The 25,318-nt window shown below is 66.9% G+C and carries 22 protein-coding genes; 14 read left to right on the plus strand and 8 right to left on the minus strand.

All coding sequences use genetic code 11. From position 1 onward, the window contains the following. The first annotated feature begins 41 nt into the window (after window positions 1–41). The 4 genes from AQI70_RS33205 to AQI70_RS33215 all read left to right on the plus strand — a co-directional run bounded on the left by AQI70_RS33205 (window position 42) and on the right by AQI70_RS33215 (window position 2,059). On the plus strand, window positions 42–464 hold the full coding sequence (locus AQI70_RS33205) for a M67 family metallopeptidase (RefSeq protein ID WP_062156157.1): 423 nt from the start codon (window positions 42–44) through the stop codon (window positions 462–464). Window positions 465–601: 137 nt separating this feature from the next. Further along, window positions 602–697, plus strand: coding sequence for a putative leader peptide (locus AQI70_RS40840; protein ID WP_020270288.1), 96 nt, complete (start codon window positions 602–604; stop codon window positions 695–697). 116 nt (window positions 698–813) lie between these two features. Further along, window positions 814–1,092: a MoaD/ThiS family protein gene (locus AQI70_RS33210; RefSeq protein ID WP_004000921.1), complete on the plus strand. Its 279-nt coding sequence runs from the start codon at window positions 814–816 to the stop codon at window positions 1,090–1,092. Window positions 1,093–1,108: 16 nt separating this feature from the next. Then, window positions 1,109–2,059: a PLP-dependent cysteine synthase family protein gene (locus AQI70_RS33215; protein WP_062156158.1), complete on the plus strand. Its 951-nt coding sequence runs from the start codon at window positions 1,109–1,111 to the stop codon at window positions 2,057–2,059. Window positions 2,060–2,114: 55 nt separating this feature from the next. Here the strand turns inward: AQI70_RS33215 and AQI70_RS33220 are convergent, their stop codons facing one another. Continuing rightward, the gene (locus AQI70_RS33220; RefSeq protein WP_062156220.1) at window positions 2,115–2,567 is read right to left on the minus strand and encodes a type II toxin-antitoxin system PemK/MazF family toxin; all 453 of its coding nucleotides are present in this window, start codon (window positions 2,565–2,567) and stop codon (window positions 2,115–2,117) included. Between the two features lie 289 nt (window positions 2,568–2,856). Between AQI70_RS33220 and AQI70_RS33225 the strand changes: the two genes are divergently transcribed. Both AQI70_RS33225 and AQI70_RS33230 read left to right on the plus strand, forming a co-directional pair. Further along, on the plus strand, window positions 2,857–3,048 hold the full coding sequence (locus AQI70_RS33225) for a hypothetical protein (RefSeq protein ID WP_062156221.1): 192 nt from the start codon (window positions 2,857–2,859) through the stop codon (window positions 3,046–3,048). A 33-nt stretch (window positions 3,049–3,081) separates the two neighbouring features. Beyond that, window positions 3,082–3,276, plus strand: a complete 195-nt coding sequence (locus tag AQI70_RS33230) for a hypothetical protein (protein ID WP_159042726.1) — start codon at window positions 3,082–3,084, stop codon at window positions 3,274–3,276. A gap of 9 nt (window positions 3,277–3,285) precedes the next feature. On the opposite strand, the gene AQI70_RS33235 is transcribed toward AQI70_RS33230, so the two are convergent. Continuing rightward, window positions 3,286–3,612 (minus strand): hypothetical protein, encoded by a 327-nt coding sequence (locus AQI70_RS33235; RefSeq protein ID WP_062156160.1) that lies wholly within the window; start codon window positions 3,610–3,612, stop codon window positions 3,286–3,288. Between the two features lie 611 nt (window positions 3,613–4,223). On the opposite strand from AQI70_RS33235, the gene AQI70_RS40450 reads away from it, so the two are divergent. From AQI70_RS40450 to AQI70_RS33280, 8 genes are all read left to right on the plus strand, one after another. Beyond that, on the plus strand, window positions 4,224–4,718 hold the full coding sequence (locus tag AQI70_RS40450) for a hypothetical protein (RefSeq protein WP_244181929.1): 495 nt from the start codon (window positions 4,224–4,226) through the stop codon (window positions 4,716–4,718). A gap of 9 nt (window positions 4,719–4,727) precedes the next feature. After that, entirely contained in the window at window positions 4,728–8,972 is a 4,245-nt protein-coding gene (locus AQI70_RS33245) for a DEAD/DEAH box helicase (RefSeq protein ID WP_244181930.1), read from the plus strand. A gap of 159 nt (window positions 8,973–9,131) precedes the next feature. After that, window positions 9,132–10,085, plus strand: coding sequence for a UvrD-helicase domain-containing protein (locus AQI70_RS41010; protein WP_244181940.1), 954 nt, complete (start codon window positions 9,132–9,134; stop codon window positions 10,083–10,085). Between the two features lie 599 nt (window positions 10,086–10,684). After that, window positions 10,685–11,275: a hypothetical protein gene (locus AQI70_RS39865; protein WP_208607497.1), complete on the plus strand. Its 591-nt coding sequence runs from the start codon at window positions 10,685–10,687 to the stop codon at window positions 11,273–11,275. Window positions 11,276–13,117: 1,842 nt separating this feature from the next. Then, complete coding sequence (gene mycP / locus AQI70_RS33265; protein WP_062156163.1) at window positions 13,118–14,326, plus strand: type VII secretion-associated serine protease mycosin; 1,209 nt, start codon at window positions 13,118–13,120, stop codon at window positions 14,324–14,326. Between the two features lie 171 nt (window positions 14,327–14,497). Further along, complete coding sequence (locus AQI70_RS33270; protein WP_062156164.1) at window positions 14,498–14,974, plus strand: hypothetical protein; 477 nt, start codon at window positions 14,498–14,500, stop codon at window positions 14,972–14,974. A gap of 15 nt (window positions 14,975–14,989) precedes the next feature. Beyond that, window positions 14,990–17,284, plus strand: a complete 2,295-nt coding sequence (locus tag AQI70_RS33275; RefSeq protein ID WP_062156165.1) for a hypothetical protein — start codon at window positions 14,990–14,992, stop codon at window positions 17,282–17,284. Further along, window positions 17,281–17,916, plus strand: a complete 636-nt coding sequence (locus AQI70_RS33280; RefSeq protein WP_159042727.1) for a hypothetical protein — start codon at window positions 17,281–17,283, stop codon at window positions 17,914–17,916. Before AQI70_RS33275 ends, AQI70_RS33280 begins: the two co-directional genes overlap by 4 nt. 1,207 nt (window positions 17,917–19,123) lie before the next feature. Here the strand turns inward: AQI70_RS33280 and AQI70_RS33285 are convergent. The 6 genes from AQI70_RS33285 to eccD all read right to left on the minus strand — a co-directional run bounded on the left by AQI70_RS33285 (window position 19,124) and on the right by eccD (window position 25,136). Further along, window positions 19,124–19,519: a hypothetical protein gene (locus AQI70_RS33285; protein WP_244181931.1), complete on the minus strand. Its 396-nt coding sequence runs from the start codon at window positions 19,517–19,519 to the stop codon at window positions 19,124–19,126. A 252-nt stretch (window positions 19,520–19,771) separates the two neighbouring features. Next, window positions 19,772–20,068 carry a WXG100 family type VII secretion target gene (locus AQI70_RS33290; protein ID WP_062156168.1) on the minus strand — a complete coding sequence of 99 codons (297 nt, stop codon included), beginning with the start codon at window positions 20,066–20,068 and terminating at the stop codon, window positions 19,772–19,774. A gap of 48 nt (window positions 20,069–20,116) precedes the next feature. After that, on the minus strand, window positions 20,117–20,482 hold the full coding sequence (locus AQI70_RS33295; protein WP_062156169.1) for a WXG100 family type VII secretion target: 366 nt from the start codon (window positions 20,480–20,482) through the stop codon (window positions 20,117–20,119). A gap of 333 nt (window positions 20,483–20,815) precedes the next feature. Further along, window positions 20,816–22,048 carry a type VII secretion-associated serine protease mycosin gene (mycP, locus tag AQI70_RS33300; protein ID WP_062156170.1) on the minus strand — a complete coding sequence of 411 codons (1,233 nt, stop codon included), beginning with the start codon at window positions 22,046–22,048 and terminating at the stop codon, window positions 20,816–20,818. 16 nt (window positions 22,049–22,064) lie between these two features. Continuing rightward, complete coding sequence (gene eccB / locus AQI70_RS33305) at window positions 22,065–23,609, minus strand: type VII secretion protein EccB (protein ID WP_062156171.1); 1,545 nt, start codon at window positions 23,607–23,609, stop codon at window positions 22,065–22,067. A gap of 60 nt (window positions 23,610–23,669) precedes the next feature. Then, on the minus strand, window positions 23,670–25,136 hold the full coding sequence (eccD, locus tag AQI70_RS33310) for a type VII secretion integral membrane protein EccD (RefSeq protein WP_062156172.1): 1,467 nt from the start codon (window positions 25,134–25,136) through the stop codon (window positions 23,670–23,672). Between the last annotated feature and the right edge of the window lie 182 nt (window positions 25,137–25,318).

Genomic DNA, 25,318 nt, shown 5'->3' on the forward strand with positions numbered 1-25,318 from the left:
CTCTTCGGTACGGGACGGCCCTTCTGCTTATCCTGACCGACATGCTGACCATCACCCAGGCCCTCGTCGACCAGATCGTCGCCCACGCGCGCAAGGACCACCCCGACGAGGCGTGCGGCGTCGTGGCGGGCCCGGCGGGTTCGGACCGCCCCGAGCGCTTCATCCCGATGCTCAACGCGGCCATGTCGCCCACCTTCTACGAGTTCGACTCGGGCGATCTGCTCAAGCTCTACCGCGAGATGGACGACCGTGACGAGGAGCCGGTGGTCATCTACCACTCCCACACGGCGACCGAGGCCTACCCCTCCCGCACCGACATCTCCTACGCCAACGAGCCCGGCGCGCACTACGTCCTGGTCTCCACCGCCGACACCGACGGCCTCGGCGATTTCCAGTTCCGCTCGTTCCGGATCGTCGAGGGCGAGGTGACGGAGGAGGAGGTCAGGGTGGTCGAGATGTACTGATCCACTCGCGGTGACGGCCGGGCACGGGGACGCGGCTCGCAGGCGCCCACCTGGCACGTCTCAGTCCCCGGCCGGAATGCGTCCGCGATGTGGGATCACATTCCAGGACCCGGACCGGGAATCGATACGATGACCCCATGGTTTTCCACGACGTGAGCGACAAGACGCCGGGCATGCTGCTCGTGGCGCGGCTGCACGTCGACCTGTGCAGGCTCGCCAGCGCCATCTGTTGAGGCGAATCCCTGCCGCCGTACGGCCGTGAGCCGCGGCGCCGCACCCACGCACCACCCCGCTGTACTTGCGCTGCCGCGCGCCCCCGACTGACTACTCCCGACAGGAGCCCTGAGCCATGGCCATCGAGGTCCGCATCCCGACCATCCTCCGCCAGTACACCGACGGTCAGAAGGCGGTGGAGGGCAGCGGTGACACCCTCGCCGAGCTGTTCGCCGACCTGGAGAGCCGGCACGCGGGCATCCACGCCCGCATCGTGGACGGCGAGCAGCTGCGCCGCTTCGTCAACGTCTACCTGAACGACGAGGACGTCCGCTTCCTCGACGGCATCAACACCAAGCTCGCCGACGGCGACAACGTCACGATCCTGCCGGCCGTGGCCGGCGGCATGGTCTAAGGCCCGCTGACCACCGATGCGTTACGACTCCCCGTTGGCCGCGGTCGGCAACACCCCCCTGGTGCGCCTGCCGCGGCTGTCGCCGTCCGCCGACGTCAGCATCTGGGCCAAGCTGGAGGACCGCAACCCCACCGGCTCGGTCAAGGACCGCCCGGCCCTGCACATGATCGAGCAGGCGGAGAAGGACGGCCGCCTGACCCCGGGCTGCACGATCCTGGAGCCGACCAGCGGCAACACCGGCATCTCCCTGGCGATGGCGGCGAAGCTCAAGGGCTACCGCATGGTGTGCGTGATGCCCGAGAACACCTCGCAGGAACGCCGGGACCTGCTCGGCATGTGGGGCGCGGAGATCATCTCGTCCCCCGCCGCGGGCGGCTCCAACACCGCCGTACGCGTCGCCAAGGAGCTCGCGGCCGAGCACCCCGACTGGGTGATGCTCTACCAGTACGGCAACCCGGACAACGCGGGCGCCCACTACGCCACCACCGGCCCGGAGATCCTCGCCGACCTGCCCTCCGTCACCCACTTCGTGGCCGGCCTCGGCACCACGGGCACGCTGATGGGCGTCGGCCGCTATCTGCGCGAGCACAAGCCGGACGTGAAGATCGTCGCGGCGGAACCGCGCTACGACGACCTCGTCTACGGCCTGCGCAACCTCGACGAGGGCTTCGTACCCGAGCTGTACGACGCCTCCGTCCTGACCACGCGCTTCTCGGTCGGCTCGGCCGACGCGGTCACCCGTACCCGCGAACTCCTCCAGCAGGAGGGCATCTTCGCGGGCGTCTCCACCGGCGCCGCCCTGCACGCCGCGATCGGCGTCGGCAAGAAGGCGCTGAAGGCGGGGGAGTCCGCCGACATCGTGTTCGTCGTCGCGGACGGCGGCTGGAAGTACCTCTCGACCGGCGTCTACACCGCGGCGACGACGGAAGAGGCCATCGAGACGCTCCAGGGGCAGCTCTGGGCATGAGCCGGCCGGCCGGCTCCGGGCCCGCGAGGCCCTGACGGGGGTGAGTGACGGCGCCCTATGTCGCGAGGTGACGGACCTGGTCCCACACGACCGGGTCCATCACCCCCACCCGCCGCCGGAAGTCCCACACCGGTACGTGCCGCAGCTCGCCCGTCTCCAGGAAGCTCGCCCGCCCCCGGGTGTCCCCGACCGAGCCCGGCGGCAACGGAATCACCCCGCACCGCTCGTCGCGGTACTTGCTGGTGATCTTCGCGACGGTGACCTGCTGCCCGCGCACCGCCAGCACCAGACACGGCCGGTCCTTCGCCCCCGGCCCATCCTCGTACGGCACGCTTGCCCACCAGATCTCCGCGGGCTCCGGACGAGCCGGCGCATCCCCGTCCGGCCGCTCCGGCCGCCGTGCCCGCCGCCCCTCCGGCCGTCGCCCGCGCCCCCATCCGTCCACGAGCGCGGCGACCAGCGCGAGCAGTACCACCGCCGCGAGCGCCAGCCACCAGGACGTGTCCATGGGCACGACGGTACCGGCGCGCACACTGACGCGCGCCCTCTCTCCCGCCTCCTGCGCCCCGCTTCCGGCCGAACGCGTGACACCACAGGTGAGTTCGCCCGCGACTGATTTGGGCGGTTTTATGAGGTGCACGGATGCCGGTGAAGGGCTTCTGACCTGCGGAAACGCCTCTCAGTGGTTCTCGCGGTTTCGCGGCGTTTCCCGCACCGATGTGCCCTCGATGTGCCCTCGGCCGGATGCCCGGAGCGGGGCGCACACTGGAATCACCACCCCGAAGAAGCTGATCACGATGACTCTCCGCACCATCGCCCACCACCTCGGTCTGCCCGTCCGACGCGACCCGCAGGAGGTCGCGAAGATCATCGAGGGGCTCCGCCCCACCCTTGATGAGCTTCCTGACGACAGGCGGGAGCGGCTCGCTGCCGAGTGGACCAAGGTCCTCAGCGAACGCCACTGGCACCGGCCCTACCTCCGGGACTGAGCGCCGCGGCCTCTGCGCGAAGAAGTGATCACCATGGCCAGCGAAGACGAAGGACTCGCGTTCGCAGAGGAGATCGATCCGGCGTTGGCGAAGATCCTCGCCGACATCCGGGACTACTGCGACACCGCGCCGCCCGAGGAGGCTCTCGATCTGATCGACAAGTGCAGGATGGTGGTGGCTTTCTACCGCGATCTCTGGCAGTTGGAGGGCGGTCCGGCTGATCAGTGAGGGTCGTGGCTACGACCTGCGGAAGATACACACCAGCGCGATGCGCTCATTCATGGGGTGGCTTGCGTACTTGGTGAACCCTGTGATCGATCCGGTCAGTACCTCGCTCTGGGTGACGGACATCTTGTCGAGCGTCCAGCCGAGAGCTTCGATCGCCTCGATCTGGTCGTTCATGCCGGTCATGGGGCCGGTAGATGAGCGGCCCTGATCTGCCTCGATGAACTTGTAGACGAGTACGTGACGGCCTGCGTCGATGGCATGCTGTGCGGCTTCCGCCGCCACTTCCGCCTTGACCTTGTTGATGGGCCCCTGCCTCGGCTTTTTCTTCGCGGGCAATGACCCTGCTTCCCAACCCTCGGGCTCCTTCTTTGTGTGCAGTGACCCTGGCAGTGAGCCTGCTTTCCAACCCATGTCGACCTCCCCTGCCTCACAGTCCAACTTATGTCAAGAATGAACAAACAGGACATAGGCTCGGGAGAACAAAGCTCCAGGACCAGGGCAGCGTCTACATCGGCGCGGCGGAGGCTCCGGAGATCCGCTTTCTCCTCCAGGGCCTCCACATGGTCACAGCCCAAGGGCCGACAGCACCGTCAGATAGAGGATCAAGCAGCGAACGCTCCACCGCCTCCCGGTCCAACTCATGTAGACAACGTCCATACGCTTGCGCTTAATTCAAACCGAGGCACCGTATTGTGGCTGGTTTGTGGGCGTCGCTTCCCTTTGACTATCTGGTCAAGGTATCTGGTGCCACCAAGGTCAACATTGAGCTGACTCGCAGCTTCCCTACACCTCTCACTCATCCCCTCGTTACCCCTCTCCTCGTGCGCACCCTGCGACTCAATTGCCTGACACGCGACTATGCGCCCCGGTGGGAGGAGCTGTTCGATCCCCTTTGGCTCGCGGATCGATGGGCCGCCACAGAAGCATGTCGGCTCAGGGTCCAAGACGTGGAGCCGACCTGGTCCATGGCGACGCCATTGCGCACGGAGTATGACCGCCGCATGGCGCTCGTCGAGATCGATGCGATCGTCGCAGTGATGCTGGGACTGACCGCCGAGCAACTCTGTGCCATTTACCGGTCGCAATTCGGGGTTCTGCGGAAGTACGAGTGGGAGATGTTCTTCGCCGCAGACGGGCACAAGATTGGTGCGGCGACCCACAACGTCGGTATCCGGCAGACTCCCGAAGAGACCTTCTTCGTCAAGGCATGGGTGAAGGCCGCTCGAGCTGGCGACCTGGCTCCCGATATGCCTGAGGGCTGGGTGAAGCCTGACCGCGAGGCTGAGATGGCCCGGGCTCATGCGGACTTCACGGGCCGGCTGCTGGCTGGCGAGTACGGGGACTACGCCGCGTATGGCGCCGAGCACGGGGATCACGGAAACCTCCTCGGCGGAGCCGAAACCGAGCTGGCTCCTTCCGACGTTCCGGTAGAAAGCAGGTAAGCCGCCGTCATGCTGCCCTCTCTGGTCGCCGAGGACCTGCGTCGAGCCCTGGCCACCTACCTGACGACGAGCTTCGCGCTCGCCGACGATGACGTGCGCGAGGAACTTGACGCATTCCTGGAGCGCCCGGAGAGCCGACTGTTCCGTGGGCCGTATCTCCGTGTCCGGACGCCCTTCCGCGAAGCCAAGAAGGGATGGGAAGCGGCACTCGACTGGCACCCGGACGAGCTCACGCCGTACACCCACCAGGCCGCCGCCTGGCAACGGCTGTCGTCGAAGGCAGGGCAGCAGCCGGAACCCACAATCGTCACGACGGGTACCGGGTCGGGGAAGACCGAGTCGTTCCTGGTGCCGATCCTGGAGCACTGCGCGCGGGCTCGGGCTGCAGGACAGCGGGGTGTGAAGGCCCTGCTGCTGTACCCGATGAACGCTCTGGCCGACGACCAGGCCCGTCGTATCGACGACTTCCTCGCCACCGAGGAAGCGCTGAAGGACGTCACGGCCGGCATCTACATCGGCGGTGCCTCCGGGCCTCGATCGGCCTCAGACGGGGATGAGAACGAGCCCGGCTCGTACGGCCGTGACACCGGATCGACGTCCCTCGCCGGCGACCCGACGGTCAAGAAGCTGATCACCGACCGGGACGCGATCCGGGCCGACCCACCGGACATCCTTCTCACGAACTACAAGATGCTCGATCTGCTGCTGCAGCGGATTCCGGATGTTCCGCTGTGGCAGTCCGATTCCTTGGCGTACGTCGTCCTCGATGAGTTCCACACTTACGACGGCGCCCAGGGCACTGACGTGGCCATGCTGCTGCGCCGCCTCGGAGCGGCGACCGGAGCGGCACGTGAGGGGCGTCCGCTCGGCGACATCACGCCGGTGGCGACGTCGGCGACGCTGGGCGGGAGCGTGCCCGACGGGCCGGTCGCGGAGGGGCCCGAGCGGTCCGACCGTGAACTGCTGCTGGAGTTCGCGGAGAAAGTCTTCGGCACACCGTTCCAGGATGCCGCGCTCGTCGGTGAGGACCGGCTGCTGCCCAAGGAAGTGGTGGATGAACCGGACTTCCTGCTTCCTAGCCCGGCTCCCGCTGCCTTGGCCGCGTTGCCTGATCCACTGGACGACGAGTCAGCCCTTGTGGAGCTGGCGCGGCTCATGCTCGGTCAGCCGATAACCGATCCGCTGCAGGTCGGGGCCAAGCTGAAGCAGCACATCCTGGTCAAGGCGATCCTTGACGTCGCCGGCAGTACACCGGTGACCGTCCCGGAGATCGCTAGGGAGTTCGCGCAGCGCGGTGGCGGTCCGGCGTGGGACGAAGCGGCCCGCAGCGACCCGGGCGTGCTGGAACTCGCCTTCGCGCGGATCCTCGCGCTGATTTCACACGCTCGCACTCCGCATCCCGTCACGGGAAAGCCCGTTCCGTTCCTGCGTGTCGAGGCGCAGCTGTGGGTGCGAGAGGTCCGGCGCGTCATTCGGGCAGCGACCGCCGAGCCGCACTTCCGCTGGTACGACGACGACGGCCCGACAGGTGACTCACGCCCGAACCCGGCCCACCTCGCCATCTACCAGCCGACGGAGGTCGACAGCGCCGGCGAGATCGGCGATCGGGAGGACGCGTCGCGTCGCCCCGTGGGGCCGCCGTACCGGCGCCACCTTCCGGCGGTCTACTGCCGTCACTGCGGGCGGTCGGGCTGGGCCGCGCTGTCCACCGAACTGGAGTGGCAGCAGCTAAAGACGAACACGCTGGAGATCTACAAGGCTGCCGCGCAGAAGAAGCGGCCCGTGCGCTGGATGCTGCGAGCCCGGCCGGATGAGTACCCGGTGCTGCACCTGCACGCGGAGAACGAACGGTTGTCGACCAACCCGGCGCAGGACACAGTCGCGGTCGTCACCCCGCAAGGGCCGCTGCCCGCCGACAACGATGACGAGTGCCCCTCATGCGGGTTGGGCGATGGCATGCGCTTCCTCGGCGCCGGCACGGCCACCCTCGCATCGGTGGCCACCACGCAGATGTTCTCGGAGCGGGGACTGGCGAAGAGCGAGCGGAAGCTGCTGGTGTTCACCGACGCGGTGCAGGACGCGACCCACAGGGCTGCGTTTATCGCCAACCGCAACTTCGGCTTCACCCTTCGAGGTCTCCTCGCCAAGCACCTCACTCCTGGACAGCCGATCGCGGTGCACCATCTCGCGGCCGATGCCGCAGAGGCCGTTGTCATGGCCGCCGGTGGCGGAAAGCGCGAGGAACTCGCCTCGATCGTTCCCCCAGACTTGCGAGAGAACCCCGACATCCAGACCCTGCTGGACGAGTCGAACAGCTTCAGCGACGCCGGCGCGGAGATGCTCCACAGCCGCCTGGTGTTCCAGACCCTGCTGGAGTTCGGCCTGCGCTCCCGCCTGGGCCGCACCTTGGAGCTGACCCGTACGGCGGCTGTCGAGGTCGATCTCAAGGAACTTCCGCAGCTGTGCGCGGAGCTGAGGGATCGGCATCAGCGTCTCCCTGGACAGATCTCCTTGCCGACCGATGACACGGCGTACGAGGTCTTCCTGCGGGGCCTGGCCGAACGGCTGCGATTGCGCGGAGCGCTGTTCCACCCCTGGCTGCAGGAGTACATCCGCCAAGCCGGAGCGCGGCGCTGGCCGATCTGGGGAGGTCGGCCGACTGGCATGCCGGCCTTCCCGCGCAGCCTCGCTGCGCCGGTGTTCCCGGTGTCCGGGGGCATCCGCACCACCGGCTTCGACTCCCTCACCCGGGACAACACCTGGTTCGCGGCCTGGGGCCACCGCACACTCGGCTGCGACCGGCGCGAGGCGCGCGCGGTGACCGAACTGGCCATGAAGCTGCTCGCTCAGCACGCCGTACTGGCCACCTACCACGCCGAGGGCGGGGCCCTCGTCTACGCCCTCAAGCCTCGCAACGTCCTTGTACACCGTATCGACGACGCCGCCTCACCCGACGAGGACGGTGTCAACGCGTGCGGCGTGCGCTGCAACACCTGCACCTGGCGGCAGACCGTGCCGCCGGGGCGACGTGAGCAGTGGCTGGGGACCGCGTGCCTGCGGTTCCGCTGCTCGGGCCAGTTCGTCGAGGACGACCGCGACTATACGGCCGACTACTACCGGCGCTTGTACACCGTCGACCGGCCGGGTGACGTGCTGACCGCCGAACACACAGGTGCGCTGAGCCGGGAGCGGCGTGAGCAGGTCGAGGCCGCCTTCAAGAACGGGGCCTCCGCGTTCGACCCGAACGTGCTCACCTGCACACCGACCCTCGAACTCGGCATCGCCATCGGCGACCTGTCGGCCGTGCTACTGGCCTCCATGCCGCCTGGACCCGCCAACTACGCCCAGGGGATCGGCCGAGCAGGACGCAGCACTGGCAACTCCCTGGCTGCCACCTTCGTCCCCCGAGGCAACCGCAACCACTACTACCTGCACACCCCCGAGCACATGCTGGCCGGCCGGATCATCCCGCCGGACTGCTACCTGGACGCCTCCGAGATCCTGCGCCGCCAGTACCTGGCCTTCCTCTTCGACCGCGCTGCCGACCGCACCTTGTGGGAAGGCACAGCGATCCCCGAACGCCCCATGCCACCGCGTATCGGTGAGCTCTTCGGGCCGGGACTGGCCGCAGACGGGTGGTTCCGCCGCTTCCTCGACGTCGCGACCGCCCGCCATGCCCAGCTGTCCACCGCATTCATCAAACTCTTCCTTGCGATGAGCGAGGAGGCCCGCCAGGGGGTCCAGGCCTTCGCGGCACAGGAACTGGATGAGATCGACACCGAGGACTACGAGGCTGCCATCGAGCGCCCAGCCACCAAGGAAGCCTTCGTGGTTACGGGCGACATCGCGGAGTTCGGACGCATCCTGACCGAACCGCTCTCCGCTTGGCGGATCTTCCTCCACCCCGCTCAGCGGGCCCTGGCCGAACGGAAGACCCCGTACAGAGGCCCCGCACGCGTCACCGGAGGCCCCGGCACCGGCAAGACCGTGGTGGCGCTGCACCGCGTCGGGGCCCTCGCCGATCGCCTGCCGCCTGGCCAGGCCATCTTGCTGACCACCTTCACCACCAACCTCGCCAACCTGCTCAAGTCTCAGCTCAAGGACCTCGGTGGCACCCAGCTACTGGCCAAGGTCGACGTCCGCAACATCGACAAGGTCGCCTACGGCACGGTGAAGGAGACCTTCGGGCCCGAGGCACCGAGCAGGCTCAAGGACAGCGAAATCCTCAACCGCTGGATCGAACTCGCTCAGTAACAGCCCGGGCACTGCTTCGACGGCCGCTTCCTCGACGCCGAATGGAAGCAGGTCGTCCTCGCCCAGGACATCCGCAGCCGCGACGAGTACTTCGTCGCCAAGCGCGCGGGACGTGGCCGACGGCTCAACCGTCCCGAGCGTGCCCAAGTCTGGTCCCTCATCGAGGAGTTTGAGCGCCGACTCGACCGAGAGAAGTCGGCGGGTGTCATCCAACTCGCCGCTCAGGCGGCCCGGATCGCCTCCGGCTGGTCGGACGAGGAGCGGCCATACCGGCACATCGTCGTGGACGAGGCACAGGACCTACACGCAGCCCACTGGAAGCTGCTGCGCGCTCTGGTCCCGGAAGGAGACGACGACCTTTTCATCGTCGGCGACGCCCACCAGAGGATCTACGACAACCGGACATCCCTCAGCGCTCACGGCATCAACATCCGCGGTCGCGCCAAGCGGCTGACCCTCAACTACCGGACCACTCGGCAGATCCTCGTGGCCTCCCTCGACCTACTCGGGAACGCCAAGTACGATGACCTTGACGGGAATCCGGAGCAGCTACGCGGCTACCGTTCCGTTCTCTCGGGAGCCATCCCCGAGACTCAGGGCTACCGCACCCCCGCAGAAGAGATGACCGCGTTGGTGCACCGGGTTGAAGGGTGGCAGCAGGAGGGCATCAAGCCCCATGAGATCGCGGTCGTTGCCCGGACTCATGCGCTGACCGATGCGGCCGTCCAAGCCTTGCGCGACGCCAAGCTCGACGCGGTGAAGGTTGAGGACTCCCGCGTCCCCGATCCCGACGAGGGCGTGCAGGCCATGACCATGCACCGCATCAAGGGACTTGAGTACCGTGCCGTTGCCATCGTCGGAACCGGTGCTCAGCACATGCCGCTACCTACCGCCCTCACGCCTGAGGCCGAAGATCGGCTTCAGTACGCCGCCGACCTGCGCCGCGAGCAGTCACTGCTCTTCGTCTCTGCAACGCGCGCGAGCAGCTGTCGATCACTTGGTCGGGGAAGGCCAGCCAGTTCCTGCTGTCCTCCAATACCGAGTGAGGACATGTTGAGAGGGCACCAAGAAGCAGGTGCAAAGGGCCCCGACCTTTTGCATGCCTCGCTTTGACTGACCACACTGTGTCGAGATCATGTACAGCATCGACAAGGGGGTAGGAAGCCCCCAGGTGTTTCAGCACAAGATGTGATGCCCGTAGGGCACCAGAACCTCGGCTGGCGGACGCCGGCAGATCTTGCGCCCTGCCTACGCTTGAGCTCCGCGGTCGGCACCACCCGCCGGAACAGGACCCACAACTCGTCCGGAACCATCCGCTCAACCAGATCCGCACAACCAGTCAACGCCCCAACAGCACAAAGGGAATGGTGCTTGGGAGTCCTCGGCATTCGCATCACGAAACCTGACGTGAGTCGGATTCGTGCTCTGGCTGGAAAACAAGGCGTGGCTCTTCCGCTGCCGGTTGGTTCACCGGGCTGCGGTCCGGACTGGCGCATCCGCCCTGCGAGGCCACCGGTCGGCAGCAACGCTTTTCGGCCACCGGTTGTACTGACGACGAGAGTGACTGTCGCGAACTCGTGACGTTCAGTTGTGACCGACTGCACCCAACTTGCCCGCTTGTGCACTTACTTGCAGCCGCAAAGAAGGGGCGCGAATTGTCAGTGCCCGTAGCTAAAGTGATACCTGACGCTTTGGCTAACGGGGAGGACGCTGTGGCGGAGGACGAGCCGATCGACGCACCTCTGGCGGACCCAGCCGCACGGGCGGAGGGTTTTTTGGGGGGACCAGTAGCATCGGCGGCCGCAGATGTATTCGGCGTCGGGTCAGGCCTCCAGGCAGCCGTTTCAGCTGTCGGGGACGTCATCACCGAGCTTCAGTCCTTCACGAAGTTCCGAGACCGCATCGACGCGCTCCTGCGTGACCTGCGGGAAGGCGCGGCCGGTCCGAAGCAGGTGGGACAGACCGTGGCGTCGCGAGCCAACTTCGGTGGCGGATCCGACGGTTGGGCCGAGGCAACCAACCTCTTTGGCTCGTACGAGACGGTGATGACGGAGCTTGAGAAGCTCTCCAAGCTCCTCACCGACTCCATCGAGGGCATGAGCATCGCGGTCCTGGCCTCACACAAGGGCTATGAGAACGTGGACGCCGACGTCAGCCAGCGCATGCTGGCCATCAGCAAGGACACGACCGAGCACTACGGCGGAAGCTACGAGCCGCAGGTTCCGGGTGCGCCGGGTGGAGCGACCACGAAGCCGGGCGATACCTCCGGAAGCGGCGACACATCCGGCGCATCGGGCTTCTGATGACGGCCCGTCACGCATCACGGGGATAGCGGGGAGACGAGATGGGCGACAAAGGCAAGGGCGGCGGCAAGACGTCGTTCGAGAACATGAGCCACGAGGACATGCTTGCCTGGCTGGATCAGGCCGACGCCAGCATGGTGCTCGCCGCTGCGGCCAAGCTCGTGTTGGTGGCCGCGGAGATCAAGAAGGTTGGCGAGGAGCTGAAGACGCGCCCGCAGTGGGTGAGCTGGAAGGGCGAGGGGGCCGACGCGTTCCGCACCTGGAGCGCAGACCTCGCGAACGCGACACTGAGGCTGGCGGACTATAGCTCCGGCGCATCGAAGTGGCTCACCGAAGCCGCTGGCACGATCGGGAGCGTCCAGGCGTCGATCCCCCGGGACACCAAGTACGGCCAGTCCACCCTGACCACGGCACAGGCGAACCTGGAAGCAGCGAAGACCACGCCCAAGGACGCCGATTCGGCTTCCGTCACCCGTGACGCCACCCGGGACATCCAGATGGTGATGGCCAAGCGGGAGGCGGAGCGGCAAGAGGCTGCTCGGCAGATGAAGAAGCTCGGGGAATCCTACACGCTGTCTGCGGAGCAGATGAACGCGTTGGACAAGCCGGCGTTTCCGCCGCCGCCCAAGGCTGTGATGCCGCGGGCGACTGTCGACGACACAAACGAAGGTCTCGCACGCTCCGGTGGCGCAGGCGCAGGCGCAGCCAGCACGGCCGGAGCGGCTACGGCTGGTGGACGGACCTACGGCTCGGTAAGCCAAGGTAACGGACCCAGCAGATCGGCTGGTGCTCCCGAGACCTCAGCCGATGCCCCCGTAGGCCCCTCCGAAGGAGCTGCGAGTCCGCAGCCACCCACGAGGGTGGAAATCGACAGCGTTGCAACCCTGCCTGAGGCGCCAACCGCACCGTCGGGGCCGACGGGTGCCCCTCCGATGGCAGGGGGGCGGCCTGAGGGAACTGCGATGATGCCTCCCGGAGTGGTGCCCCCGGCGACTGGAGGCGCACAAAGGCCAGCAGGTCCTTCAGCAGGGGCGGGCCGCCCCTCTCCTGGATTCCGACCCCCGGTAGCCCCTGGGCAGACTCCGATGGGCACCGGGCCTGCCGCCCAGCGCCCCACCGCAGGAGGAGGAATCACGGGCGGAAGGCCAGTGCCTCCGTCTCCGGGACGGGGCCCTGGGGGCATCCCCCGGGGCACCGTGATCGGCGGTGAGGGTGTGTACGGCCGTGGACCAGCGGGCCAGCCTGTCGGTACCGGAAGGCCTGGGGCCGTCCAGGGCGGAACGGGGAGCGGCCGGCGCATCGCAGGACAGCCCGAGGGCATTGTTGGTGGCCGGCCGCAGGGACCGGGAGGCGTGAACGCCCGCCCCATCAGTGCCGGCGGCTCGACCACGGCGCGTGGCACGGCTCCCTCGGCGCCAGGCGGTGGGACGGGTGGTCGCCGTTTCGCCTCGGAAACTGGAGGCATCGTCGGCGGCCGTCCCCAGCAGGCCGGGACGGGGAGCGCACGCCCCTTCACCCCAGGCGGCTCAGGAGCGGTACACGGCGTCTCGGGCGGCAGCGGACGTCCTGCGGGCCCTGCAGGTCAGGGCGGCACGCGCGGCGGGCCCTCGGCCCCAGGCGCGGTGCGCCGGACAGGCGAGCCACAGCACGGTGCCGCACCGGTTGGGCGTGGCGGACCCGTGGTGCCGCCGGGCTCTCGCCCGGGGGAGTCCCGTCCTGAGGATCGTCGAGGCGAGCGCCCCGCCTACCTCACTGAAGATGAAGAGACCTGGCAGCAGGGTGTACGTCGCGCGACACCGCCTGTCGTGGACTGATCTCGTTAGGACCGCAAGAGGAATGCCGATGCCCACCAGCAAAATGCAGCGCGTCACTCACAGGACCCTGCTGCCGGGAGTGCTGGCAGCCCTGCTGGTGGGCGTCGCCACCACGCCGTCACATGCGGAGTCCATCCGTGCCCAGCAGTGGCATCTGACCGCCATGAAGGCGGAGGAGATGTGGAAGGTCACCAAGGGTGAGGGCGTCACCGTCGCGGTGATCGACAGCGGGGTCGATGACAAGAACCCCGACCTGTTGGGGCGGGTACTGGAGGGAAAGGACTTCGCGCCAAGCACCCCAGGCGATCAGCACACCGATTACCGGGACCACGGCACGGGCATGGCCGGATTGATCGCCGGAACCGGCGAGAGCGGGGGAGGGGACGGTGCTTTCGGCCTCGCCCCCGGGGCGAAGATCCTCCCCATTCGTGTGTCCCTGAACGCAGCGATATTCCCCAAAGCGATCAGGTACGCCGTCGATGCAGGGGCCATGGTCATCAACATTTCCATGGCGGGAGGAGGGAGCGCTGAATGGGATCAAGAGAGCGAGGCTGTGAAGTACGCCCTGGATAAGGGAGCTTTGGTCTTCGCGGGCGTCGGCAACGACGGAGACTCGTCTCTCGCTTACCCCGCTGCCACGCCGGGGGTGGTCGGAGTGGGCGCGGTGGACCAGGATCTCCGCAAGACCGCCGCATCACAGTACGGTCCCCAGGTAGACCTGGCAGGGCCAGGCGTCGACATGGTCCACGCGTGCAGCGGCGAGTCGGGCCTGTGCAAGACCAGTGGTACGAGTGACGCCACCGCCATTGCCTCCGCAAGCGCAGCCCTCATCTGGTCGGAGCACCCTGACTGGACCAACAATCAGGTCCTCAGGGTCATGATCAACACCGCAGCCGGCCCCACAAGCGGCGCCAAGCGAAACGACTACATTGGCCACGGAGTTGTGCGTCCCCGGGTCGCCCTGAAGACCCCCGGCGACCCCGGCCCTGCCGACGAGTACCCGCTCCCCGACCTGGCCGCCGCGGAGCCCAAGTCGCCGTCGCCGAAGGTCTCCGAGTCTGCTGGGACGAAGAACGGGGAGGCCAAGCAGTCCGCCGCTGCCCCTGCACGTGAGGATGACAGCGACACGGCTCTCTGGATCACGCTAGGGGTAAGTGCTGCTGCTCTGCTGGGTGCCGCAATCGCCGTCCCTGTAGTGCGCGCCCGGCGCCGCAACACGACGTTCATGGGGCAGTAGGCAGATCCGCGGCGTGAAACGGGCAGTGTAATTGTGAAGCAATGATGCATGTGTTGTCGTTCAGGTGATCTAGCGCAACAGCACCGTTGGTAGGTTGAGGCGCTGGGTATTGCCACTGCGGCCAGTCGCTGCGGACTGTCGCATCACGGGGACCAAGGAAGGTGCGGGGGAATGGCTTGGGACGAGTGGGAGCAACTCAAAGCTGAGGCGGCGCAGCGCCGCTCGACGCAGATGCAACTTAACCAGCTGCCTGCGGAGAGAAGCGGGAGCGGCGGAGGCGGTGACCTGGTGGTGAACCAGGACGACCTCGGTACCGTTGGCCATGAGGCCTTCCTCCTCTGCGAGGGCCTCCGTAGGGAGGCGGATGTCGCCGGCGCGGGCGCGAACAAGGACGGCGTCGGTTCCACGACACAGGCCGCCACCTCGCTGAAGTCCCACAACTTCGCAATGGGAGGCGCCCTGGAGACGACCGTCGAGATCTGGACCTCCCAGGTCAAATCCGTACTCCAGGCCTGCGCGCATATCTCCAACCACCTCGACTACAGCAAGAAGCTGCACGCGTCGGAGGACGCCAAGGTCGCGGCCGTGATCAGCCGTGACGACGGCTCTGCCGTGCCCGTGTCCGAGATCAGCAAGTACTTCAAGTAGGTAGGGGACGCGGCGATGACTTTCACGTACCTGGACCTGTCTGAGGTCGACCTCGGCAAGCTCAGCACGGCGGTCTCCGACTGGAAGGACACCGTCAGTGGCCTCAAGTCCCTGGCGGAGAACGCCCGGAAGGGCATGCAGGCCAAGTCCGACCAAGCCCGGTGGGCCGGGGTGAACGCCACCGTCACGCGGGGCTTCGTCACCAAGACCACGAAAGAGATCGCGGACCTCCACACCGAGGCGAGCAGCATCCACCAAGTACTCGCCGACGCTCACACCGAACTCATCTCACTGCAGAAGCAGATCAGGACCGCAGTGGAGACGGACGCCGCGAACCTCGGGATCAGTGTCCAGGACATCGGCGAGGCCAAGGTCCGCTGCTTCTTCCGGCACATCCGCGGCGACAGCGACGAACGCACCCAGGAACAGCTCGACGCCAAGCAGGAGCTGGAGAACCGGATCAACCGGATTCTCGCCCACGCCGCGGAGATCGACGCGTCGGTCGCTCGCGCCCTGCGCAAGAGCCACGGCGGGGATAAACACAACGCCGGCCACAGCTCGTACGAGTCCCTCGACGACGCCCAGGCCCAACGCGCTGCCGAACTGGCCGATCTCGGCCCGAAGATGAGCGACAAGCAGTACATGGAGTTGAACTCCATCATGAGGTTCAACTCCAAGGACGCTGACTTCTCCACGGACTTCTACAAGTCACTCGGCGGCCCGAAGGAGGCGCTGGAGTTCTACGGCCGCATGTCGCTGGACGGCACGATCGGCGACGACAAGGGGCGGCTCGCCCTCGCCCGACAGCTCCAGCGGAACATGGGTGTGGCCCTGGCCTCGGCGACCGACCCCGACAACAAGTCGCACCTGCCGACGAACTGGGCGACGGAGTTCCGCAAGCTGGGCACGCAGCAGCTCCAGCTCTATCCCGGTGGGAGCAGCGCACCGTACGGCTATCAGGTCTTGGGCGGAATCCTGCGTTATGGCAACTACGATGCGCGGTTCATCAACCCCATCGCCGAGCACGTCGTCCAGCTGCATCGCGAGGACCCGTATCGGTTCATGAGCAGCAAACCCGACATTCCCGGATCCGACCTCGACTGGGGCTACAACCCGTCCGGAAAGAACGGCGCGGGCTACGACCCGCTCACCAGCGTGCTGGAAGGACTCGGACACAGCCCGGACGCCGCGAAGAAGTTCTTCACCGACACACCCACCGTGTACAACGAAGACGGCACTGTCAACAAGAACGCATCGCTCGACTATGACTACTTCGATGAGCTGAACAAGACGGACTTCGAGTGGGCCCCGGACAGCCTCGCCCACGCTGGCAGCGACGAATCGAAGCACGCACGCGAGATGGGACCTAACGCTCTAGGGCACGCGCTGGAGGCGGCGGTCACCGGCGACGCCTGGGACGCGGACCCGCCGGAGCTGCACAGGGACGAGGATACGGCCGAGATTATGAGGAGGGTCATCGAGCGCTACAACGTCGCCTCCGAGGAAGGGCCGCCGCCCGAGGTCATGAAGGACAGCCTGGCCAAGATGGGGGCGTCGTACATCGACGACCTGAACTACTCCATCATGGATTTCGGTGGCTCGGGCGACGCGCTGGACCGAGACGCACTCTTCAAAAACAGCAGCGACGGTTCGACGCGAACTTCCTTCGACGAGCAGAAGGCGCGGAACTTCATGATGCTGGTGGCTGGCGACGAGGACGGATACAAGTCACTGACCTCGGCTCAGCAGCTCTTTATGGCGAGTGGCCTCGCGGCCTTCGAGAACGACGAGGATCGCGGCATTGCGTTCGCCCAAAACGCTGCGAAAGTGCATGGAATCCTCGATGAATCACGGTCTCATGGGATTCGTGAGGAATTCAAGGATCCGGAAGAGGCTCAGCAGATGCTGCAAGAGCAGAACGGAGAGTGGCGCAAGTCGCTCGTCAGCGGAGGAGTCACGGTGGCAGCGACTGCGGGCGCCGCGATACTGCTCGGCCCGGCAGCGGGTGTCGTGGCCGCCACCGCCGTTCCGTTGGTCATGGAGTCCGCCGGGTCCGCGATCAGTACCGCATATGGCAACCATACGATGGAATACCTGAAGGACAACGAGTACACGAACGACCCGCAGGCACTCCAAGCCGTGCAGGACGTGGAGAAGATCGGCGAGCGGGCGGCCACTCAACCCGTTCTCAACTTCGCCCAGACCACCGGCATGAGCAACAAGGAGGCCACCGATCTCATCAATGAGATCGAACAGTCCTACTTGGCTGGGAAAACGGCCATCTCGAACAATGAAAAGGTGTCATCGTGAGATCCCTGATCCGGATTTCCTGGTGTGGGGCTATAGCGGCGCTTGCGTTGTCGACAGGTTGCTCGGGCGAACAATCTCTGAGTGAGAAGTACCCCACCCAGTGGAAGACCTGTAATGCACTGTTTGGCGCCAAGAATATGGAGTCTCTGCGAGGCATCCTTGATTCCGGTGACCTCAAGTTCTCCAACAGTGCTCTTTCTGTCGACCACATCAAGAAGGAGCTGACGCAAGAAGCGATCGAACCCTACAACAAATCTAGGGGGTTTGAAGAATACGACGCCTGTGGACTCTCGGGCAACGGCCGCTTTTCTGCGATGGCGGGGTGGGCGGCAGACCCCCTACAGGCCGTGCAGACCAACACCGAGCGCTGGCATCGAGCAGCCACGGACGTCTACGTGGCTGACACCGCCAGCGTCGGCGGGGACGTCGACCTCGTTTTCCGCTGTGACATCAAGGGCGCAAGTGGGCAGGCGCAGGTGCTTCTCGAAGCCAGGGTCAGCGCGCCGGATGCCCCGAGAGTGTCGGAAGCGTTCCACCAGCAGTTGGCCGTCCAGCTGGCCCGCACGCTGCGGGATGAGCTGGCATGCACCAATGAGCCGAGCATCCCAGATGACCTGGGCATTAGCGGGTGAGTCGGGAAAACGTTGTGCACCGCCCTCAAAGTAGCTTACGCTCGGCACTCGTCCAGGCGTTGACTTCAGTCTCCGTCGCTCTTGCTGGAGCGCTGGTCGTAACTGCATGCTCAAGCGGCGGCGGAGATGAAAAGAACTACGCAATCCTTCGAACTCAATGCGGCATTTCATTGGATCCCGAGCTGCTTGACCCCTTCCTGCCAGGGGATGAGGTAATAGCCGTGAAGCAATCGTCTCCAAACGGTGGGACGAAGCGATGTGACGTGATTATCGATGGAGAGATGGCCGTTCGGGAGGTGCAGGCGTGGTGGAATGAAGAGGAGAGCGTTACCGCTGTTGCTGATGCGTACGCAAAAATGGACAGCGGTCAAGTAACGGATGACGATCGCTATTTCTATTCGGGTGCTGGTGGGGTCTGGTTACTTCCTACACCAAGGCACTTGAGGGCTTCGGCGAATGCCGCTGATCCTCCAGTCTGGCCGACATCCTCCCTTGTTGTGTCATTTCAGTCACTGGTCTCCTGGCTTCATTAGAAGCAGCTGCTGCGGATAATGCGCCATCGCATTCGCCTAATCCATCGGTAATATGGTCTCGGCCGGGCCCATGCTCACCCGCGAGGAGAAGGCCATCAAGGCAATGCAGGCCAAGTCGGACAAGGACAACTGAGACGAGCGGGGAGCTGTGAAGGACGAGGAGATAGTCCGGCACTTCGACGGACGGGGCCGTGTCGAGCTGCTGCCCGGCCGCCTGGACGCGTCGCGAAAGCACCGCATTGAGCAGATCACCCACGAACTCGGCTACCGGTTGCTCGCAACCGAGAACCTCGGCCGCGCCGGCGTCCGGCTCCGCTACGAACGCGACGACACCCCGCATGCCCGCCGCCGAGCCGAGCAGACCATCGAACGGCTGCGCGCGGGCGGTCCGGTACTGCCGGCTATCGAGCCTCCTCCGCCCCCGCCGCCACCTCCAGCCCCACCTCTCACGCCGCGGCAGCCACCATCCCGCCCTCGGCAGTCGCTGGAACCGCAGCCGCCACCACCGCCGACTCCGCCCGGGCCCCGGATCCCGCCCCGTCCGCCCTACCCGCCTCTGCCTCCGCCACCGTCTGCCGTCACCCGAAACTCCTCGCCGGAATGACGTTGGAACGCCGGGCCTCAGTGGGCGCGTGCAAGGCAACGGTGCCATCCACGCGCGGGTCACCGGCCGATCAGAGCTTGAGCACTCCCCGGCAGGTCCATCCGGCGCCGAGGATTGCGTTCCGCAGGGGCTCCGTCATCTCCCGCGTGTCGAAGCGAAACGTCTCGACCTTGCGCCGACGGCCGTCGTGGCCCTGCTTGGTCTCCCACTGCCGGTACACCGCAGGTGCGTGCCCACGTCCGTACTGCGCATCGGCGTTGCCGGACGAACGGTTTTCCCACCGCTCGTCAAGAAATCGCACCTCGTGCTTCTCCGGGATCAGGCGCATCTGGGTCTTGAGGGTCACACCCACCCGTGGAATCCGGCACTCCGCGACAATGTCGGCCTTCTCGGTGGGGAGAGCGTTGCGCACCCGGTACGGCACGTCCGGCCCGTTGAGCGCGAGCAGCGCGGCTCGGACTTCCATGGTCGGCAGCGGTGCGACACCGCTGTCAGGGTGTTTCGTACCTGTCAGTTTGTCCCAAAGACGGCCCATCGCCTCCCCAAACTGGAAGGGTGAGCGCGCGGAGCTGCTGGCACATGAGCGCGCCTGCCGCGAGGCACCTCACGCCATCGGTGCCCTTCCCGGATTGTCCGATCGCTTTCCTGCGACCTTTTTCGTTCCAGAGGTGGGGTGGACACCTCCCGTGCGTGCCCACCCCGGTTCCGTTGACCGCTGTTAGTAGTTGGCGGCGGCCTTACGGTCGGCGGCGCTGTAGGCCGCGCTCGCCTCGCGGACCGCGTTCGCGATGGCGTTCAGAGCCTGGTGGATCTCCCTGGCCTTGATGTCCCACTCGCGGTGGAGGCCGTCCGCTGCGGTCTTGGCCTCGCCCTCGAAGAAGGCGGAGAGGTCCTTCATCCGTTGCTGGAGGGCTTCCAGGTCCGTGTCCAGTTTTTTGGCCTGGGCGGTGATGTCGCCTGCGGCCCGCTCGAGTTCCGCGTAGGTGACGAGCATGGTGCCGTTGTCCACTGCCATGACTTCTCCAACTTCCTTTCGCGTCCGGTATGTTGAAGTGCGGCTGTGCTACATGCCGGAGAATGCAGACGTCTTGCCCGACGCCGAGGCGCTTCCGGCCGAGCCGGAACCGCCCGCGTCGATGCCCGCCAGGGCCTGGTAGATCTCTTCGTCGGTGCTGCCGGCGATGCGGCGGTTGTCGTTGACCGCGTTCTGGAAACGGACGAGCAGGTTGCCGATGTGGGCCATGCGCTCGTTGATTTCGGTCTGCTTCCGGTCGAACGACACGGCACCCTGGCCCTGCCACTTGCCTTCCACGCCGTCGATCACGGCGTGCAGCTGCTGCAGCTGCTGCTTCACCGAACCGAAGCGTTCGTTGAGCTCCTGCTCGAACTGCCGCAGTACGTCGTCAGTGACCTTCTGGGTTCCTGCCATCTGTTCTTCCCTTCCGAATTCCGGTTCAGTGGGTCCGGCGGCCTGGAGAGGTGCATGGCGAACGCTCATGGTGCGTCCGGTGTGATCCGCCGCGGTGGGCCGTGGTGAGGCGTTCGCGTTCTTTGTCAGGCAGCGGCCCGCTCATGGAGCGTTGCAGCCCCGTGGCCGTCCCTCACGGCTCCGAACATCGTCGGCGCACCGCATGACGCTCGCCCTCCCCGTTTCCCCGTTTGCTACGACCGCAGGTCATTGCGATCGCGGTGACGCGAAAGTCACCGATTGCATGCGTGTCACTCTAGCCACTACCAGTGACAGGACCAACGGCCTTCTCGGCTAACCGGAGGGCGTCCTCCTCCGGCTGTCCCGCATCGCCACCGCCCCGCCGGCGATGACCGCCACCAGTACCAAGCTGCCCACCACCACGTAGGTCCCGAGACGAGCCGCCCGCTCCTGCGGGGTTTCCCCGAGCGGGAGTTGGGCCACCGTGGGGGCCTTGGCCTGCCCTGCGCCTTCGTTGGTGGGCACTGGCTGGTCGATCGGTTTGTCGTCTTCCGTGAGGGCGCGTACGGGGTCGACGACGCCCCAGCCGACCAGGCGGTCGTGGCCGGGGATGGAGCGTTCCGCGGTCTGCATGATCTGGGCGGTGATCTGCTGCTGCGTCCAGTCCCGGTGCTTGGCCTTGATCAGGGCCGCGACCCCGGCGACGTAGGGCGCGGAGAAGCTCGTCCCGTTGTCGGCACAATGCCCGCCGCCGGGGACGGTGGACACCATGTCGACGCCGGGGGCGGCGACGTCGACGAAGTCGCCGGACTGGGAGAAGGCGGCGCGTTCGTTGTTGCGGTCGGAGGCGGCCACGGCCAGGACGCCTTCGTATGAGGCCGGGTAGGTCTTCTTCACCTTGCCGTCGAGGCCGTCGTTGCCCGCCGAGGCCACGATGACGATCTCTTTGGCCAGGGCGTTGTCCACCGCCCGTTTCAGTTCGGAGGTGGCTGTGATCGGGTTGACCGTGTCCTGGGAGATGTTGATGACGTCGGCCCGGGCCTTGTCGGCGGCGTAGTTGATGGCAACGGCCAGGGTGTCGGTGTCTCCGTGGCCCTCGGCGTCGTTCTGCTGGATCGGGATGATCGTCGCCTCGGGGGCGAGGCCGACGAAGCCCGTGCCCTTCGCCGGCCTGGCGGCGATGATGCCCGCGACCTTGGTGCCGTGGCCCACCACGTCGGTGGTGCCGTCCTCGCTGCCGCGCTCGATCTTGTTGCCCTGGTCGTCCTTGAGGTTCGGCGGCAGGAAGTTACGGCCCTTCTTGACGTCCACCGCCGGGGCGAGCTGGCGGTTCTTGACGTCCACACCGGTGTCGATGACCGCGACTCGGACACCCTTGCCCCTGGACTGCTTCCACACCTCGTCCAGCAGGACCCGTTGCAGGGCCCAGGGGCGGCCCTCGTACGTCTTGCCGGGAAAGGTGCACTGATCGGCCGCCGTGGCTGTCGGAGCCAGAGGCACCGCGACGAACGTGAGGGTGGCAGCAGCCGTACCGGCGAGGAAGCGCAACTGGTGACGTGTGCGCACTATGCAGCCCGCCCCCTCACGACCCCTGCGGCTGCCGCGCCGCCCCCGTCGACAGTCGCGGTCCCGTCGGCAGGAACGCGGACCACGCGGCTGGGATTGGCGCCGGTGTCACGTCTTTGTAGCCGAGGCGGTTCTGCGCCTGCTGGGCCTCCTGCAGGGCCGCCTCGCGCTGCTCCCGACGCTCTGTGGCCGAGCCCGAGGAGCCGATGCCGGCGTCGTCCGTCTCGCTGTCGCCGTTGGACTGCATCGCGTAGCGCAGGCCGGTGTCGGTGACCAAGAAGAAGAAGCCGGAACTGGTCGACGAGCCCGTGAACTGGCGGAAGAACTGGCCCGAGCCGGGGGTGACGTACGCGCTGCTCGACCCGGTGGGGAGGGGAGCCGGGAAGTCCTTGCCCGCCCAGGTACTGAGGGTCGTGGCGCCGTTGTCCCCGTCCACGTCGCGCAGGACGTTGCACACCGTGTTGCGGCTCCCCTCGTCGGTGCTCGCCGCGTTGACCGGCTCAGGCTCCTGCTGAGGCAAGGTCTTGTCCGCGCCGAAGGGCGCCCCGGGCGTGAAGCTGCCAGCGCTGACAGGCATGGCTCGGCCCGCCTGCCCCAGTCTGATCAGGTCCTTGCTGCTGAGCAGCAGCTTCGCCGTGAAGTCGGAGACCGGTGCGACCCGCCCGCGTAGGACGACGTACTTCTGGATCCTGGTGCCGGACGTTGCTTCAAGGACCATGCCGACCTTGTTCGCCTCGGCCGGCAGCTGGCCCTGGATCCCGGCGTCGGCGCCGGGCGTGTCCGGGATCTGCGGGAAGGCGATGGTGTCGCCCTTGTGCAGTGTGTTCAGCCAGCCGGCCGACACCCGCTGGGGCTCCCGGCCCTCGCCGACGACCTGGCGCAGGAGCAGTTCGTCGTTCGTCACGGGGTACGCCGTTCCCTTGGCGTCAACGACGTAGCGGGTGCGATCCGGGCCCGGGCCCTCCACGTACATCAGCTCGCCACCGCGCAGCCGCTCCGCGCCCTCGGTCCGGTCCATGTCGCGAGCGGCGAGGATGAAGGCCGCCTTCTGGATGGCACGGCCGCCTTCTCCGGGCCGCTCGCAGACCACCCAGCGCTTCTTCGATCCGGCTTCGTCGGCATCGGGCAGTCGGTCGGGGGCGTAGGGGATGCCGAGGGTGGGGCCGTGTGGGATCTTGCCGCTGTCGAGGACCGATTCGTCGACGTTGATGACCTTGCCCTTGTCGGGCGTCAGCAGGAGCTTCGCGGAGGACATGTTCAGCACCGGGTGCAGCTGTGTCTTGCCGTCGGTCGTCAGGACGACGTACCGCGTGGTCGACTTGCTGGAGATGATGATGTTCTCTTCGGGTTTGTCCCAGCCCTGCGGTGCGGCGGGCTTGAACATGCCCCACGCCCCGAAGGCCGCGAGGACGACCGTCGCGACGATCGCACCCGGCACGACCGCGCGCAGGGGGCGCGGCCAGCCCTCTTCCGTGCCGTTCGGGTTGGGCTGCAGGAACTGGCCGACCAGGCGCCGTCGCGCGAAGGTGTAGGCGTTGAGCTCATCCCGCCGTGATGCCATCGTTCTGCTGCCTCTTTCCCCCGTTGGTTGATCTGGGTGTTCTGGTCTCGTACGAGGAACTCACGATGAGAGCGAGCGCATCTGCTGGTAGGCGCCGAACACCGCGAGACACAGCGGCAGCAGCGTCAGAAGTACGAAGCTCTCGGCGATCTCCAGGAATCGGCCCCAGAACGGGGTGACCCCCTTGCTGGGAACGATCAGCGCGATCGCGGCGATCGCCCCGGCGACGACGGCGACCGCGACCGACAGCCACACCAGCCTGATTGCCATGGCCGTGTCGTCACCCCGTAGAGCCTCCAGGACCATCCGACCGGGCGGGTTGAGGGAGAGCCCGAGCCCCAGGAGCACCAGCGAGGCGAGGCCCGCCGCGAGCGTGCAACCCACCTGAACCGTGTGCCGGAACAGGTGGGCGCGCATCAGCAGGGCCAAGCCCGTGGCGAGCGCGAGGAGTTGGGCCCACACATCGTCGGCGAACCCCAGTACTGCGGCTGCAGCCGTTGCCACCAACGCACATCCACCAACCAGGCCGAGCAGCAGCTCGTGGCCGCGCCGCGCTTGAGCGGCGATGCGCTCGGCGTCGATGACGGCCGACACCTCGGCGGCGTCATCATCGGCATCGGCGTAGTCGCTGCCGACGGCGGTGCGCGGCGGGTCGAAGCCGATGGGTAGGCGGGCGAAACGCGTGGCCAGGCCCGGAAGGAAGGCGAGGGCGCCCAGGGCGAGCGGGGAGCAGACCGCGGCGGTCTCCGACGGCCTCATCTCGGCGAGGATCGCGACGAAGGTCAGCAGCATGCCGACGGCCGAGGCGAATGCGAAGGCGACAAAGGGGCCGTCGCCGCTCGGTGTGAGGAACACCAGCACCACCGATCCCACGAGTACGGCGGCGCAGGCGAGCAGGAACTGCAGCCTGCCGATGCCCTCCCCGGCCGGCAGCGCGAGCAGTCCGCTGCCCGCCACTCCCAGGTTCGCGAGGGCGCCGGTGCCAAAGGCCACCGACGAGCCGCGGTCGCCGTACACCCGGGCGCGGACCGTGGCGATCGCCAGGAGGACCAGGCCCGAGACCGCGGCCACGATGCCCGGGAGCCCGTGCATGTCGTGCCGGACGTCGGAACTCCAGGCCACGAAGGCGAGCAGCATCAGCAGCACACAGCTACCGAAGAGTCCTGCGGTGCGCAGGAGTTCGTCGTTCCAGAGCTTGCGGTCGCGGGTGACGGCGCTGGCCGTGGCGTGCGTGACGTCGTCGAACACCGCGGGCGGGAGGGAGTCGGCGAAGGGACGCAGCAGGAGGAAGTCGCCGTCGGCGATGCGCTGTGCAGCGAGTGAACGTGCCTCGTCGAGCACCGTGCCGTCCCGGCGTACCAGGTGGTAGCCGACCGGGGCACCGGGTGCCGGAGTCTGTCCGGACAGGCGCAGGATCTCCGGGAAGAGGTGCGCGAGGGGAATGTCATCGGGCAGCGCCACATCGATCCGGCTGTCGGGTGCCGCCACGATGATCCGGCGGAAGCCGGTGCTGCGAGCGGTCGGCATCCCTGGTCCCCAATGCTGGCCCGGTCCCGGATGAGCCCCCGACCCCGGATGGCCCCCTGGTCCCGGGTGACCGTCGGTGTTTCCCGCGCTCCCTGCCGCTCGAACTGTCGCAGGCACGTACTTCTCCCCCTCGCGGTGCTTCTCAACTCGCGGGCCGCGCCCCTATCCCGTTCGCCTGTCCG

Source organism: Streptomyces curacoi (genome assembly GCF_001513975.1).
Taxonomy (GTDB): Bacteria; Actinomycetota; Actinomycetes; order Streptomycetales; family Streptomycetaceae; genus Streptomyces; species Streptomyces curacoi.

What these genes read in the sequence shown, in the direction of transcription:
- AQI70_RS33275 (WP_062156165.1), top strand. Translation starts at nt 14,990, where the DNA reads ATGACTTTCACGTACCTGGACCTGTCTGAGGTCGACCTCGGCAAGCTC.
- mycP (WP_062156163.1), top strand. Translation starts at nt 13,118, where the DNA reads ATGCCCACCAGCAAAATGCAGCGCGTCACTCACAGGACCCTGCTGCCG.
- AQI70_RS33205 (WP_062156157.1), top strand. Translation starts at nt 42, where the DNA reads ATGCTGACCATCACCCAGGCCCTCGTCGACCAGATCGTCGCCCACGCG.
- AQI70_RS33270 (WP_062156164.1), top strand. Translation starts at nt 14,498, where the DNA reads ATGGCTTGGGACGAGTGGGAGCAACTCAAAGCTGAGGCGGCGCAGCGC.
- AQI70_RS33215 (WP_062156158.1), top strand. Translation starts at nt 1,109, where the DNA reads ATGCGTTACGACTCCCCGTTGGCCGCGGTCGGCAACACCCCCCTGGTG.
- AQI70_RS33225 (WP_062156221.1), top strand. Translation starts at nt 2,857, where the DNA reads ATGACTCTCCGCACCATCGCCCACCACCTCGGTCTGCCCGTCCGACGC.
- AQI70_RS33245 (WP_244181930.1), top strand. Translation starts at nt 4,728, where the DNA reads ATGCTGCCCTCTCTGGTCGCCGAGGACCTGCGTCGAGCCCTGGCCACC.
- AQI70_RS40840 (WP_020270288.1), top strand. Translation starts at nt 602, where the DNA reads ATGGTTTTCCACGACGTGAGCGACAAGACGCCGGGCATGCTGCTCGTG.
- AQI70_RS33220 (WP_062156220.1), bottom strand. Translation starts at nt 2,567, where the DNA reads ATGGACACGTCCTGGTGGCTGGCGCTCGCGGCGGTGGTACTGCTCGCG.
- eccB (WP_062156171.1), bottom strand. Translation starts at nt 23,609, where the DNA reads ATGGCATCACGGCGGGATGAGCTCAACGCCTACACCTTCGCGCGACGG.
- AQI70_RS33295 (WP_062156169.1), bottom strand. Translation starts at nt 20,482, where the DNA reads ATGGCAGGAACCCAGAAGGTCACTGACGACGTACTGCGGCAGTTCGAG.
- AQI70_RS33210 (WP_004000921.1), top strand. Translation starts at nt 814, where the DNA reads ATGGCCATCGAGGTCCGCATCCCGACCATCCTCCGCCAGTACACCGAC.
- AQI70_RS33230 (WP_159042726.1), top strand. Translation starts at nt 3,082, where the DNA reads ATGGCCAGCGAAGACGAAGGACTCGCGTTCGCAGAGGAGATCGATCCG.
- AQI70_RS33285 (WP_244181931.1), bottom strand. Translation starts at nt 19,519, where the DNA reads ATGGAAGTCCGAGCCGCGCTGCTCGCGCTCAACGGGCCGGACGTGCCG.
- eccD (WP_062156172.1), bottom strand. Translation starts at nt 25,136, where the DNA reads ATGCCGACCGCTCGCAGCACCGGCTTCCGCCGGATCATCGTGGCGGCA.
- AQI70_RS33290 (WP_062156168.1), bottom strand. Translation starts at nt 20,068, where the DNA reads ATGGCAGTGGACAACGGCACCATGCTCGTCACCTACGCGGAACTCGAG.